At 63.6% G+C, this 13,690-nt stretch carries 10 protein-coding genes; 5 read left to right on the top strand and 5 right to left on the bottom strand.

Going from position 1 to position 13,690, the window contains the following annotated elements; genetic code table 11:
- Nucleotides 1–344: 344 nt before the first annotated feature.
- Complete coding sequence (locus AUL31_RS14585; RefSeq protein WP_060608027.1) at nt 345–1,304, top strand: LysR family transcriptional regulator; 960 nt, start codon at nt 345–347, stop codon at nt 1,302–1,304.
- On the opposite strand, the gene AUL31_RS20035 is transcribed toward AUL31_RS14585, so the two are convergent.
- Nucleotides 1,214–1,759 carry a TetR/AcrR family transcriptional regulator gene (locus AUL31_RS20035; RefSeq protein WP_073469262.1) on the bottom strand — a complete coding sequence of 182 codons (546 nt, stop codon included), beginning with the start codon at nt 1,757–1,759 and terminating at the stop codon, nt 1,214–1,216. The two genes, AUL31_RS14585 and AUL31_RS20035, sit on opposite strands and share 91 nt — an antisense overlap.
- Nucleotides 1,760–1,852: 93 nt before the next feature.
- Between AUL31_RS20035 and AUL31_RS14575 the strand changes: the two genes are divergently transcribed.
- Nucleotides 1,853–3,352, top strand: a complete 1,500-nt coding sequence (locus tag AUL31_RS14575) for an MFS transporter (RefSeq protein ID WP_060608021.1) — start codon at nt 1,853–1,855, stop codon at nt 3,350–3,352.
- Here AUL31_RS14575 and AUL31_RS20355 read toward each other — a convergent pair.
- Nucleotides 3,322–3,504: a hypothetical protein gene (locus tag AUL31_RS20355; RefSeq protein ID WP_143190216.1), complete on the bottom strand. Its 183-nt coding sequence runs from the start codon at nt 3,502–3,504 to the stop codon at nt 3,322–3,324. The genes AUL31_RS14575 and AUL31_RS20355 overlap by 31 nt on opposite strands.
- A 394-nt stretch (nt 3,505–3,898) precedes the next feature.
- On the opposite strand from AUL31_RS20355, the gene gnd reads away from it, so the two are divergent.
- From gnd to AUL31_RS14560, 3 genes are read left to right on the top strand one after another with little or no spacing between them, the layout of a single operon-like run.
- Nucleotides 3,899–4,900 (top strand): phosphogluconate dehydrogenase (NAD(+)-dependent, decarboxylating), encoded by a 1,002-nt coding sequence (gnd, locus tag AUL31_RS14570; protein ID WP_060608188.1) that lies wholly within the window; start codon nt 3,899–3,901, stop codon nt 4,898–4,900.
- Between the two features lie 9 nt (nt 4,901–4,909).
- Entirely contained in the window at nt 4,910–6,286 is a 1,377-nt protein-coding gene (gene zwf / locus AUL31_RS14565) for a glucose-6-phosphate dehydrogenase (RefSeq protein WP_060608018.1), read from the top strand.
- A complete protein-coding gene (locus AUL31_RS14560; protein ID WP_409359972.1) occupies nt 6,286–6,963 on the top strand; it encodes an ROK family protein in 678 nt (225 codons plus the stop codon). The genes zwf and AUL31_RS14560 overlap by 1 nt, the downstream gene beginning before the upstream one ends.
- Here AUL31_RS14560 and AUL31_RS14555 read toward each other — a convergent pair.
- The 3 genes from AUL31_RS14555 to AUL31_RS14545 form a co-directional block, all read right to left on the bottom strand.
- Entirely contained in the window at nt 6,960–9,251 is a 2,292-nt protein-coding gene (locus AUL31_RS14555) for a glycoside hydrolase family 15 protein (protein WP_073469264.1), read from the bottom strand. The genes AUL31_RS14560 and AUL31_RS14555 overlap by 4 nt on opposite strands.
- A gap of 97 nt (nt 9,252–9,348) precedes the next feature.
- Nucleotides 9,349–10,197: a response regulator transcription factor gene (locus tag AUL31_RS14550; RefSeq protein ID WP_060608012.1), complete on the bottom strand. Its 849-nt coding sequence runs from the start codon at nt 10,195–10,197 to the stop codon at nt 9,349–9,351.
- Entirely contained in the window at nt 10,190–13,555 is a 3,366-nt protein-coding gene (locus AUL31_RS14545) for a hybrid sensor histidine kinase/response regulator (protein WP_060608185.1), read from the bottom strand. The genes AUL31_RS14550 and AUL31_RS14545 overlap by 8 nt, the downstream gene beginning before the upstream one ends.
- Nucleotides 13,556–13,690 lie beyond the last annotated feature (135 nt).

The following is a 13,690-nucleotide window of genomic DNA, read 5'->3' as shown; positions in this document are numbered from 1 at the left end:
ACAACAAACCAGCTTCCCAATACATCATACAGAAACACACGCATCACAAAACGCCCCGCCCCAAAGCGGGGCCGTTCGCGTTTGTACTCCATCAAAAGCCAAGACGCGAAAGCGAAGCCGTTCGCGTTGAGGTCTACCTCAAGTCGGATGCGCGAAAAGGCACCCCCTCAAATCCCGTAAGGCGGGGAAGGGACCGCGGAACCCTTCGCGTGATAGGCGAAAAAAGCTAAACGTTGGATGTAAAGACGCTATTCCGAACTGGAATGATGCGTCGCCTCTGGAGTATATCGGGCAAGCGCTCCGCGTCTCCCGAGGTCTTGTCGATGTTGCTCCCACGAAGTCTGATGCCATCCTTTCAGGAGATGCGCGCCTTCGAGGCTACAGCGCGTCACGGCAGCTTCACCACTGCCGGCAGAGAGCTGAGCCTGACCCAAAGCGCGGTGAGCAAACAGGTGCGGCAACTCGAGGATACGCTCGGCGTCCAATTGTTCATCCGCTTGCCGGGGGGCGTTGCCCTGACGCCGCATGGCGAGCGCTTTCTGCTGTCGGCGCGTCGCATCCTGGACGATTGCGAAAAGGCGACCCACGCGATCGTGTCGTCCGTGGGGAGCCAGCGGACACTGCGGATCGCCGTCCTTCCCACCTTCGCGTCACGATGGCTTATTCCGAGGCTGCCGGCTTTCATTGCACGGCATGACGGCGTGACTGTCGAACTCACCACTGAACCCAAGCCATTCGACATGGTCGAACGGTCGGTGGACGTCGCCATTCATTACGGCGCGCCGGCGTGGCCCAACGGCGATGTCACCTTTCTATGTCGCGAGCAGATCGTGGCGGTCGGAAGCCCGGCCTATCTGAGGGCAAATCACGTGAAGCATGTGGACGATCTTCAGCATGCCACGCTGCTGCAGCAGGCAACGCGTCCACACATCTGGCAGCAATGGTTTGCGTCCGTGGGCGCGGAGCATCCATACCCCTATCGTGGGCCGATGTTCGACCAGTTCGCGATGACGAGCCAAGCGGCGGTTGCCGGTATGGGCATCGCGCTGGTTCCGACATTCCTGATCGAACGGGAACTGGTCCGGGGCGAACTTCAAGCCTTGCCCAATCCACCATGGAGCGGGCCGGGCGCCTATTACCTCGTTACGCCGGTTGCCGCCGCAGGCGACGCGCTGGTTGCCGACTTCGTCGACTGGATGCTGGGTCAGGTCAGCTATCGGCCGTCCGACAAGGCGGATATGTCGTCGAGGATATCGGACCATTCTGCGTCGTCCAACGCGACGAGATCGAAGGCGCGGAGATAGAACACGCCTTCGGATGCCAGAAAGGCAAGACGCACCCGACGGGCTTCCTCACTCGCCACATCAAGGCCGGCGAGGCGGCTTGTGTACCAGGCGCGCGTTTCCGCGATCTGGGATGGCGTCTGCAGCAAGGCCGCCATCATTGCGGAGGATCGCGAATGCTCTGCCGCGTCCGTCTTCCGGTTTGCCTCGACATGGCCGCGCAAGGTGGCAATGGCATCGGCCTGCGGCCCGGCAAGCCGATGCACGGCCGCGTCGAACCCCTCGCACCACCGCTGCAACATGGCGTTGATGAGACTGTCCTTCGAGCCGAAGCAGTATTGCACGCCCCCCTTGGTGATCCCGGCTTCGCGGGCGACCGCCTCTATCGTCAATCCGGACGCGCCGGTGCGTTGAACGACGGCTTCCGCGGCGTCGAGAACCTTGTCCCTGTCGATCGTTCTGGGTCTGCCGGCCATATTGCCTCTTTATTTCCATACGCACGTATTTATATTGCCGCTGACCCGATCGCAATCCATGGCGGAGCGAGGGCATGATAAGGGTTTACCCAGATGGCTACCGGCAATCGCTGGCTTGTTCTTGCGATCGTATCCAGCGCCTTGTTCCTGATTGTCGTCGACATGACGGTACTCTACACGGCCCTGCCGCGGCTGACACATGATCTGGCCGCCAGTGCGTCTCAGAAATTATGGATCGTCAACGCCTATCCGCTCGTCGTTGCGGGCCTCCTGCCGGGGCTGGGCACCCTTGGCGACCGGTTGGGTCATCGACGGCTGTTTCTGTCGGGCCTCATCGTCTTCGGCATCGCATCCTTGTGTGCAGCCTATTCGCCGACGCCGGAAGCCCTGATCGCAGCGCGGGCGCTGCTGGCCGTCGGTGCTGCGATGATGATGCCAGCCACGCTGTCGATTATCCGCCTGACCTTTACCGATGATGACGAACGCTCTTTCGCAATCGGCATATGGGCTGCGGTTGCCTCCGGCGGCGCAGCCTTCGGCCCCGTCATCGGCGGCGTGATGCTGGAGTATTTCTGGTGGGGATCGGTTTTCCTCATCAACGTGCCGGTCGTTGCCGTGGCATTTGTCCTTGGGTACCTGATGGTACCGGCGCGGCGCGGCGATAGCAGCCGCAAATGGGATATCGTGGCATCGGCGCAGATCATGGTGGCCTTGATCGCCCTTGCCTTTGCCATCAAAGAGGCGGGCCGGCGCGAGGCAACGTGGGAAGCTGTCGTGGCGGGCGCTGTCGTTGGCGTTGTCGCCATGGCGCTCTTCGTCCGCAGGCAGCGACGCAGCCCTGCGCCGCTGATCGATTTTTCGCTGTTCCGCATCCCACGGTTCTCTGCCGGCGTTGCGACCGCAATGGCCACCGCCGCAGCACTTGTCGGAATCGAACTCATTCTCAGCCAGCGACTCCAACTCGTTCTCGGCTATTCTCCGCTGCAGGCCGGATTGCTTATCCTGCCGATCCCGGCCGCTGCCTTTATTGCAGGTCCATTGGCCGGGCTTGCCCTGCCGAAACTGGGGGCTGACCGCACCTTGTGGCTTTCCCTCGGCGTCGCGGGCCTCGGCCTGGCGCTGTACATATTCAGCTTCGGCGGTGCTGCATCCATTTGGCTTGGAGCCTTGGCGGTCATGGGGTTCGGTATCGGTGCAGCGATGACCGCGGCATCCAGCACGATCATGATGAGTGCGCCGGAAAGCCGGGCCGGCATGGCCGCATCGGTAGAGGAAGTGTCTTACGAACTCGGCGGGGCCATCGGCGTTGCGATGATCGGAAGCCTGATGTCACTGGTCTATACGGCAAGCCTGGCGCTGCCTCAGGGGCTGACCGGAGACATGACCGTCATGGACAGTCTGGACGAAGCGCTCATCGCCGCGGAGCTTCTGCCGGCGGGGGAAGCGGAGATCCTGGCCGCGCTGGCCCGGTCCGCGTTCGATAATGCCTATCTGGCCGTCGCGGCGATGGTGACCTTCCTGCTGCTTGCCACCGCGCTGGGAGTGTGGGCCATGACCCGCAATCAGGCCGCGTCGCGAACGACGACGACATAGGGGGTGGCTCCTGGAGTTCCGACCAGTTTCACCTTCCCACGTTCATGCAATCGCGCCAGGAGGCTGAGTTCATCATCCGCAAACGAGTCCAGGCTGACGGCGCCGCGTTCCAGGCCGGAACCGCTGATAAGCTTATTTTCACGGGTGGTCATACTGCCTAAACCTCCACTCCCGACTGATTTGGGCCGGGCCGCCGCCATTGTGCGGCGCAACGGGGCTTAAGCTGGGACGGGGGAGCCTGAAGACCAGCGACCGATCGTCACGCGTCAACTATAGGATGAGCAGATCGTTGATCAGAAAACCTTTTCACCGTCCTTGGTGATGCTTTCGAGACGTTGCTTCCCTGACGCGTTTTCCTTGCGGCGTCGGCCGGACCACTAACGCCTGCCAAGCGCACGGGCTTCGAGACATCGGTCTGAATACGACCGTCATCTTCGAGGCGATGAAACCTGCGTCGCTTGACGAAAAATGGGGTACGTATCCTATGCAACGCCAAGTGGCGCTTCTCGCTTTCCAAGCGAGCGGTCTGGTTTCATGGAGCAGGCAATGCAGATAGCAATGGTGGGTCTGGGCCGGATGGGCGCCAATATGGTGCGGCGGCTGATCAAGGCCGGGCACGAATGCGTCGTTTACGATGTCAGCGCGGAGAATGTCGCGGCGCTCGAAAAGGAAGGCGCGATCGGCGCCGGCTCCATGGCCGAGATGATCGGCAAGCTTGAGGCGCCCCGCGCTGTCTGGCTTATGCTGCCTGCCGCCATTACCGGGAAGATCGCCCGCGAAGTGGCCGGGCATCTGCAGCCGGGCGATACGATCATCGACGGCGGTAATTCCTACTACCGGGATGCCGTGGACCTGGCGGCCGAGTTCGCGTCCCAAGAGATCGGCTTTGTCGATGTAGGCACGAGCGGCGGGGTGTGGGGGCTCGAGCGCGGCTATTGCCTGATGATCGGTGGCCCCAGGGAAAGCTTTGCGCGGCTGGAGCCGATCTTCGCGTCGCTGGCGCCTGGCAAGGACGGCAATGGTGCCGAGCCGGGTTCGGGCGACACCGCGCCGCTCGGGTACCTCCACTGCGGGGCAAGCGGTGCCGGCCATTTCGTCAAGATGGTGCATAACGGCATCGAATATGGGCTGATGGCGGCTTATGCCGAAGGGCTCAACATCCTGAAGGCTGCCGATGCCGGCAGCAAGGCACGCGCCGCGGATGCGGAAACCGCGCCCCTTCATGATCCGCAATATTATCAGTTCGATATCGATGTCGGCGGCGTCGCCGAAGTGTGGCGGCACGCGAGTGTCATCAGTTCGTGGCTGCTGGATTTGACCGCGTCGTCACTGAAGGCCGACCCGGAGCTGGCGCAATTCGGAGGCAAGGTTTCGGACTCGGGCGAGGGGCGCTGGACGCTGCGGGCGGCCGTCGAGACCGGCGTGCCCGCGCCGGTCCTGTCCTCTGCGCTCTTCGGGCGCTTCGCATCCCGCGATGGTGACGAATATGCCAACAAGCTGATCTCGGCCATGCGCTACGCCTTTGGCGGGCACAACGAAAAGCAGTGAGGGGCAGCCATGCGCAGGACTTCCTCGGACGCCCTTGTCGTCTTCGGCGTAACGGGCGATCTCGCTCATAAGATGATCCTGCCCTCGCTCTACCAATTGGTCCGGCGCGGGCACCTCGACAAACCGGTTGTCGGGGTGGCGCTCGATGACTGGACGATCGAGCAATTGGTGGAGCGGGCGCGCGATGCGGTGACCCAGCAATTCGGCACGGTGGACGAGGCCGTGTTCGGTAAGCTTCAGGGCCTCCTGCATTATGTGTCCGGTGACTATAAGCAGGAAGCGACCTTCGAGAAGCTGCGCGCCGCTTTGGGCAACCACAAGCATCCGCTGTATTATCTTGCCATACCACCCTCGCTGTTCGGCACGGTGGCGGATGGGCTGAAGGCGGCCGGGATCGCCAAGGGCGCGCGGCTGATGGTCGAAAAGCCATTCGGCCGCGACCTGGCTTCGGCGCAAGCGCTGAACGCCACTTTGCACAAGGTGTTCGAAGAAGATGCGGTGTTCCGCATCGACCACTTCCTCGGCAAGGAAGCGATCCAGAACCTTCTCTACATCCGCTTCGCCAACGCTTTCATCGAGCCGATCTGGAACCGCAACTATGTCGAGAGCGTGCAGGTGACCATGGCCGAGAATTTCGGCGTCAAAGGTCGCGGGCGTTTCTACGACGAGGTCGGGGCCATCCGCGACGTGGTGCAGAACCATCTTCTCAACGTGCTGCTGCTGCTTGCCGTCGAGCCGCCGGTCAACAGCGAATCCGACGATCTCAGCGACGAGAAGGTACAGGTGCTGAAGGCCATTCGGCCGCTTCGGAAAGAGGATGTCGTACGCGGCCAGTTCGACGGCTATCTCAACGAGCCGGGCGTTGCGCCGAAGTCCGCGCGCGAAACCTTTGCCGCGCTGCGCTTTGCCGTCGATACCTGGCGCTGGGAGGGCGTGCCCTTCTACATCCGGGCCGGCAAGGAAATGCCGGTCAAGGCAACGGAAGTGATCGTGCGCTTCCGTCGGCCGCCGATTGCCGTCTTCGATGGTTTTCCGAAGAACCAGGCCAATTACGTGCGCTTCCGCCTGGGGCCGGAAGTGGTGACCGGCATCGGTGTCCGCCGCAAGAAGGCGGGCGGAGATATGGTGGGCGAGGCGGTGGAGCTTACCGCGCTCGACGACACGACCGACGACATGATGCCCTATGAACGGCTGATCGGCGACGCAATGGACGGCAAAAGGCAACTCTTTACGCGGCAGGACGCAGCGGAACTGGCCTGGCGCATCTTCGACCCCATCCTCGACGATCCCGAGCCACCGGCACGCTACAAGCCCGGCACATGGGGCCCAAAGGCTGCCATGCGGGGGTTCGAGCCGCCGGGCGGGTGGGTGGACCCGGAGGCATGATGATGGAGGACAAAAAAGTTCTGGCCGTCGATATCGGCGGCTCGCATGTGAAGATCCTGGCCAATTCCGGCGGCCCGGTGCGCAAGATCGTTTCGGGCCCGGCCATGGATGCCGAGACCATGTCTGCCGCCCTGGAAACCTTGTGGGATGGGCTCGATTTCGACGTCATCTCCATGGGCTATCCAGGGCCCGTGGTGCACAACAGGATCCTGTCGGAGCCTCACAACCTCGCACCGGGCTGGGTCGGGTTCGACTTCGAAACACACCTCGGCAAGCCGGTGCGGATCATCAACGATGCGCTGATGCAGGCGATCGGCAGCTATGATGGCGGCCGCATGCTGTTTCTGGGGCTCGGCACCGGGCTTGGTGCGGCAATGATCGTCGAGAATGTCGCCCAGCCCATGGAGCTGGCGCACCTGCCCTACAAGAAGGGGCGGAGCTTTGAGGACTATCTCGGCGAAGCGAGCCTGGAAAAGCGCGGGCAGAAGAAGTGGCAGCGGCATGTGTTCGACGCCGTCGAAGCGCTGACGGCGGCGCTGCAGCCGGACTATGTCGTGATCGGCGGTGGCAATGTCGACCATCTGGACGATTTGCCCCCCAAGGCCAGACGCGGCGACAATGCCAACGCCTTCAAGGGCGGGTTTGCGCTGTGGACGGATGAAAAGCTGGTTGTTTAGGCCCGGAGCGCAATGGAAAAGTCTTGCCCCTTCCACCTGCCATTGCCATCGCGGAAGGTGAAGTCGAGCGCCTTGCGCCCGGCAAGGTCGGCGGCCGTCAGCAACACGCAGTGCATACCGAAACCGTTGATGGTGGAGTCACGGTTCTGGGCCCCATCCCAACCATCGAAGCCGAAGTGCAACGTAAAGGGCGCATCGGCTTCTATGGAAATTGCCTTGCCCGCTGCGATGGACGCGAAGGGGCTTGTTTCCCGCCAGTGCCAGATTGCCGCCGCAGGCCGTTTGCCTGCGTAACGGGAAGCGATTGCGTCGAATAGTTCGGCAGGGCGGCCGGTGTTCTGCGTGACCAGCAGCTTCAGAAGCTCACCATGGGCCCAGACGAGGGGCATGGCGCTGCCCGAAGGCTTGCCGGGGATAAGGCCACGTTCGGGCATGGCTTCGCCATCCCAGACCTGTTCGGGGATCAGCCCGCCTTTACCCACCATGCGCAGCATGGAATTGAGATAGGGCATCGGGTCTTCCCCGCTCAGCGCCGCGTAGTGCCCACGCTCGCCGGCAAGCAGCGGCCAGGGGCGGCCTATGCCCAGACCATCGAATGGGGCGCCGTCCTCATGCTCGCCATAGCCGTCGCCATTGTAGCGGTAATAGGCAATGCCGGTGGGCAGTTCGACGCGCAGCCTGTCATCGATCAGCCTGACCGTATCGACGATGCGCCTGTCGTCGGCGGCACGCAGGCCGGTGCGCACCAGGTACAGGAATTCCAGGCCGATGAGATCGCCCGCAGGCGTTTCGCCGTGCTGCACATTGCGGCGGCTGATGATGCCGTCGATGCCGCCGTCGCAGGTGCGCGGGCCGAGGCGAATGTAATAGCCGGGCAGTCCGAGGTCGGCGCCGAGATGGCCATCGACCGAATAGGTCCACTCCTCGATACGCTCGTTCCAGCTATCGGCGAGGGAGAGGATATAGTCGCGATCCTCGTCGCTGAAATAGTCGGCCGAGACCACCAGTGCGACGATCAGCATGGCGAGGGTGAAGGGGCTGGCGCCGGCGTTTTCTTCCCAGCGGTCCTGATCGCTCATCGGGCCATTGTGGACGATGAAGCGTATGGCGCTGCGCACCATGGCCTCTTCGGGCGGAGAGTTGGTGAGGTGGCCGACGGCCCGCAGTTTTGCCGCCAGCATGACGGGAAGCGCAACCTCGTCCATCTGCTTGCCGCTCCAGTAGCCGCGGCCATCGGGGAAGTAGTTTTGCGCCCAACTGCCGTCTTCGGCCTGGGTGCCTATGAGGTAGTCGAGCGTCCGGCCGGCATCGTCATAGAGCCCGACGGTGATTAACGCGAAGGCGGCCTCGACAGCGTCGCGCGTCCAGACGAGGTGGTAGCCGCCGGCATCGTCGTGGCTGTAGCCCCAGGGCACGGAAAGGCTGGCCACCATGGCGCCGGCATAGGTGCGGTCTTCATGGCACTTGATGACCATGGCAGAGCGGCGGGCGGCTTCCTCGAGCTCGGGCGAGGCATAGGGGATGCGAAGGTTGCCGGCCCAGTCCTCCCAACTCGTCATGAAGATGTCGCGGCTTTCCTCGTAGGAGTCGGCCAGGCTGGACCGGGCGAGCGTGCGCGCCCCCTCGATCGTTCCGGAAAAACCGAGGGCGAGAATGCCATTGTCCGAGGCGAGTTCGCCTGTCAGCGCAACATTGCCGCCACGCGCCTCGGGATAGGTCCAGCTCATTTGGCCATTGGCTGAGAAGTCCTGCCAGCCATCGGAGGTGCCGACAAACCCGGCGCTGGTGCGCAGGAAACCACCATCGGCACGCAGGCAAAGCGACGTGGAATTGTGGCTGGCCGACAGATCGGCGCCGGCCATCGCATCGTTGTCGCGGGCGCCATCGAGATGGGGCGCAAGAAGCACATAGAGCCTCGCATCGACGCCCGACAGCGCATAGCGGATAAGGAGGCAATCGCGCAGGGGATGCGGCAGGACTTCGAGTTCGAGCCGATAATGCTCGCCCTCATGCACCACGGCCGGCAGCGGGATATAGGGTTTGGGCAGCGAGAAGAGATAGGTATCGACGCGCTTGAGTTCGGTCCAGCCACCCTTGTGCCGGACGATGAAGCCGAGGTCGCGGATCTGCGGGCGCCCGGTGGACGGCCAATAGACCTCGTTGACGATGCCGTGGCCGAGTGTGGCCCAGACCCGGCTGGCGCCGAGCCCTGTCGTGATCATGTCCTTGTCGCTGGAAGACCAGGTCGGGTCGATGCCCGGAAAACCGCCAACCTGGATATCAGCCATCTGATCCGTTTCCACCCTTTGTCGTATGGGCCGCGAACGGCGCGGCTGTCCGCCGCGCTTTGGGGAAATGCCCATATCGACAGTACATCGCCCAGAGCTACATTTTGGCAACCGCCAGGGCAACGGCCGACGTCCGGTTTTCGACGCCGAGCTTGCGGAAGACCGCTTCCAGATGCTTGTCCACCGTGCGGGGTGATAGATTAAGGATGGTGGCGATGTCGCGGTTCGACTTGCCCCGCACCAGCCAGATGAGCACTTCCGCCTCGCGCGAGGTGAGGCCGAAATCCTGCCTGAGCACCTCTTCGGGTGCAATCGCCCGCGTGGTTTCGAGAAGCTCGAACAGATATTCCGACGGACCGCATGCGCCGAGATGGTTGAGCGTCAGCCCCGCCGCCTCGACGACTGCACCCGGCAAAAGGCTGTGCGGATCGTCGACCAGCGTTGCGCCTGGCTGCAACTGGTTTCGCGCTTCGGCCGAAACCCATGTGACCCGGCCTTGCGCATCGGTGGCCACGAGGTGGCGTCCGCTGGTTTCCAGCGCTTGCTGCACAAGGCGCGAGCGGCTGGCATTGCGGCCATGGACCTTGATCCGCGCGATCACCTCGGCGACGGCGAAAGGCTTGGTCACGTAATCGACGCCGCCAACGGAAAAGGCGCGCACGATGTGCTCCGTCTCGTCCAGGCCTGTCATGAATATGACCGGGATGCCGGCGGAGCCTTCGTCCGCCTTCAGGGCCCGGCACGTCTCGAAACCGTCACGGCCCGGCATCAGCGCGTCGAGCAGGACGATGTCGGGCTTGACGCGGGCCACGATGCCAAGGGCCGCATCGCCGGACCGCGCCACCAGAACGTCCGCGCCTTCGCGCTCCAGCGTTTCGGTCAGGACGGCAAGGCTGTCCGGAGAATCGTCCACCACCAGTACGACGATGCGCGACAGGCTAGGCATCGGCACGGCCGGCGCCGAGGTCGCCGACCCCCTCGACAAGCGCAAGGCAGGCGTCGAGATCGTAGAGATCGAGGCGTGAGCGGACCTGCGCGACGAAGCGTTCGGTGCGCGGGTGGGCGAGGGCGATGGCATCGAGCTGGACATGGGCGCCTCTTGCGTGGCCGATCCGCAGTGCGTCCGCAAGTTGCGCGCGTGCCTGCGGGCCGGGAATTTCGGATGGTTCCAACGGGCTGTTCAGGATAGCGGGCGGCATTGGCAACGCTGCTTCGCACACCCATTCCAGCCGCAGCAGACGTTCGATCGAGGACAGAAGCGTTTGCAGGGACAGGGGTTTCGATACCCAGTCGTCGCACAGACGCGCGTCCGGGATGGCCGGCCGCCGGTCCGCCGAAAGCATGATTAGCTTGGCCGTGTTGCCCTGCATCCGCAGCCGCCTCGACAACTCCCAGCCGTCCATGCCCGGCATGTTGACGTCGAGGATGAAGAGGTCGGGTTCGGTCAGCTCGGCCATCTGCAGGCCGGCGGCGGCGCTGTCCACGGTGAAAAGCGTAAAGCCGAGCGGCTGGAGGATGTCCTCCAGCAATTGCCGATGCGCCGGCTCGTCGTCGACGGCAAGGATGGTGCGCCGTGGGCCGAGATAGCCTGTCGGGTGCCCCCGCAGGCTTTCGGCCATCCGCGGTGCCGTATCGCTGGCCAGCATCAGCCGCACGGTAAAGCTGCTGCCGACGCCAAGGCGGCTCTCGACCTTCATCTCGCCACCAAGAATTCCCACCAGAAGTTTGGTGATGGTCAGCCCGATGCCCGAGCCGGGCGCACCATGGTCGCCGCGCTCGAAGGGTTCGAAAATACGCTCCAGATCGTCTGCCGGGATGCCGGGACCGGTGTCGATGACGGTGAATTCCGCCGTCTGGCTGCGATAGCGAACGCGCAGGATCACCGTGCCTTCGCGTGTGAACTTGAAGGCGTTGGACAGAAGGTTGATCAGGATCTGGCGCAGCCGCTTTTCGTCGCCACGCACATGGTCGGGCACCGTCCCCTCGCGCACCAACAGGAATTCCAGTCCGACATTGCCGGCCTGCATCCGGAACATCTCTTCCAGCTCGCCCAGAAGCGCCGTCAGCGAAATCGGGTCGCGGTAGACCTGCAGCTTGCCGGCCTCGATGCGCGAAATATCCAGAAGGCCGTCGATAAGCCCGGCAAGATGCTCGCCGCTGCGGCGGATCACCTTGACGCCTTCGCGGCGGCGGGCCGGCAGCGTTGTGTCTTGCTCCATCAATTGCGCGTAGCCGAGAATGGAGTTCAACGGCGTGCGCAATTCGTGGCTCATGCCGAACAGGAAGCGCGTCTTGGCCAGGCTGGCGGCCTCGGCACGTTCCTTGGCGGCCTGCAACTCGATATCCGTCTGCCGATGCGCCTTGATCTCGCGCGTCAGCGCCCGGGTCTGCCGGCTGGTTTCCTCCTGTGCGACGCGCCGGCTGTGATGGGCCAGCACGAACAGCCAGGAAACGATGCCCTCCACGATGGCGAAGACAACGAAGACGCGGACGGCAAAGCCGGTGATGGCGTCGGTTTCCTCCGGCCGGTCTAGTGCGGCCTGAAAGGCGATGAGGGCCAGGATGCCGCCCGTCAGCGTCATCATGGTGGCGAACACGGCCAGATAGTGCCCGCGCGGAGAATCGGCGAAGGCCGCCAGCCGCCGCGAATGCGCCCGCAGCAACGAGACGATCTGCTCACGCAGGCGGCTGTCCGTCTTGCACATGTCGCGGCAGCGCGCATCGAGTGTACAGCAGAGAGAGCATATGGGGCCGGAATAGGCCGGGCAGGTGGCCATGTCCTCGGGCTCGAAGCTGTTTTCGCAGACGCAGCAGCGCAGTGATTGCGCGCCGTTCCAGCTATTGGTGGGCGCGCGTGCGATGTAGGTGCGCCCGCCCGTCGCCCATGCGATGAGCGGGGATACGGCAAAGGCCGTGACCATCGCGACATAGACATGCAGGGCCGCCAGCGTTGCGCCGAACAGGCCCAGATAGGCCAGCGTCGAAGCCAGGATGCCGGCTCCCATGGCTCCGAAGCCGACGGGGTTGATGTCGTAGAGATGCGCGCGCTTGAACTCGATCGGCTTGGGCGACAGGCCGAGCGGCTTGTTGACGACGAGGTCCGCCGTCAGCGCGAAGACCCACGACACGGCCACGATGGCATAGAGGCCGAGGATCTGCTCCAGCGCCTGGAGCACCCCCATTTCCATCAGCAGGAGCGCGATGGCGACGTTGAAGACAAGCCATACGACGCGTCCGGGGTGATGATGCGTCAGGCGGGAAAAGAAGTTCGACCAGGCGATCGAGCCCGCATAGGCATTGGTGACGTTGATCTTCATCTGCGCCACCACCACGAAGATGCCGGTGGCGGCAATGACGATGGCCGGATTGTCGAACATGGTGGCGTAGGCCACGCGGTACATTTCGGTCGGGTGCCTGGCCTCCGACGGGGCAAGGCCGTAGGACACAGCAAGGACCGCAAGGAAGGAGCCGGCAAGGATCTTGGCGGCGCCGATGACGATCCAGCCGGGACCGCCCGCCAGGAGTGCCACCCACCAGCCGATGTTGCGCTGCCCCTTTGCCCTCTCCGGCATGAAGCGGAGATAATCCACCTGCTCGCCGATCTGCGCCGTCAGCGCGAACAGGATGGCGGATGCCGCGCCGAACATGGCGACAGGCGAGACATGGGCCGCGACCGTGCCGGAATAGGCCGTCCAGTCTGCCAGGCCGATCGGCGCCGCGATGGCCAGAAACACAAACGGCGCAAGGTTGAGCACCAGCCAGAAGGGCTGGGTCACGATCTGGAACCGGCTGATCATGTTCATGCCGTGCGCAACGATGGGGATGACTGCGACCGCGCAGACGATGTAGCCCGCCCACAGCGGCAGGCCCGTCATCATTTCCAGCGCCATGGCCATGATGGCCGCCTCTACGGCGAAGAAGATGAAGGTGAATGAGGCATAGATGAGCGACGTGACGGTGGAGCCGAGATAGCCGAACCCGGCACCGCGCGTCAGAAGGTCCATGTCGATGCCATAGCGCGCGGCGTAATAAGTGATCGGCAGGCTGGCGCAGAAGATCAGCGTCGACACGGTCAGGGTGGCGGCCAAGGCGGCCCAGAAGCCGAAATGCAGCGTGATCGCGCCGCCGATCGCTTCCAGCGCCAGAAAGGAAATGCCGCCGCACGCCGTCATGGCAAGTTGCAGCGGCGACCAGCGGCGGCCGCGCTTCGCGGTGAAGCGCAGCGCGTAATCTTCCAGCATCTCGTTCGCAACCCACTGGTTGTAGCTGCGACGATTCCGGACGATGCGCTGGGGTGCTGTCATCTGCGTTCCGGACGGGGCGGAAATAACGCCGGTCAAGGATATCGCGTCGGGCGCGCCGGCGCGTGCGGAAATCAAGGGTTCGTTCTCAAACTGTCGGCATGGATCATGCCACAGCCCCGCGCGGCTGGAATACGC

It is taken from the genome of Aureimonas altamirensis, from assembly GCF_001463885.1.
In the GTDB taxonomy this organism is placed as follows: domain Bacteria; phylum Pseudomonadota; class Alphaproteobacteria; order Rhizobiales; family Rhizobiaceae; genus Aureimonas; species Aureimonas altamirensis.
This window is presented reverse-complemented; position numbering and strand designations above follow the sequence as displayed.

Excerpts from the sequence above, each read along its gene's own strand:
- gnd (WP_060608188.1), top strand. The coding sequence starts at position 3,899 with ATGCAGATAGCAATGGTGGGTCTGGGCCGGATGGGCGCCAATATGGTG.
- AUL31_RS14560 (WP_409359972.1), top strand. The coding sequence starts at position 6,286 with ATGATGGAGGACAAAAAAGTTCTGGCCGTCGATATCGGCGGCTCGCAT.
- zwf (WP_060608018.1), top strand. The coding sequence starts at position 4,910 with ATGCGCAGGACTTCCTCGGACGCCCTTGTCGTCTTCGGCGTAACGGGC.
- AUL31_RS20035 (WP_073469262.1), bottom strand. The coding sequence starts at position 1,759 with ATGGCCGGCAGACCCAGAACGATCGACAGGGACAAGGTTCTCGACGCC.
- AUL31_RS14575 (WP_060608021.1), top strand. The coding sequence starts at position 1,853 with ATGGCTACCGGCAATCGCTGGCTTGTTCTTGCGATCGTATCCAGCGCC.
- AUL31_RS14585 (WP_060608027.1), top strand. The coding sequence starts at position 345 with ATGCCATCCTTTCAGGAGATGCGCGCCTTCGAGGCTACAGCGCGTCAC.
- AUL31_RS14550 (WP_060608012.1), bottom strand. The coding sequence starts at position 10,197 with ATGCCTAGCCTGTCGCGCATCGTCGTACTGGTGGTGGACGATTCTCCG.
- AUL31_RS14545 (WP_060608185.1), bottom strand. The coding sequence starts at position 13,555 with ATGACAGCACCCCAGCGCATCGTCCGGAATCGTCGCAGCTACAACCAG.
- AUL31_RS20355 (WP_143190216.1), bottom strand. The coding sequence starts at position 3,504 with ATGACCACCCGTGAAAATAAGCTTATCAGCGGTTCCGGCCTGGAACGC.
- AUL31_RS14555 (WP_073469264.1), bottom strand. The coding sequence starts at position 9,251 with ATGGCTGATATCCAGGTTGGCGGTTTTCCGGGCATCGACCCGACCTGG.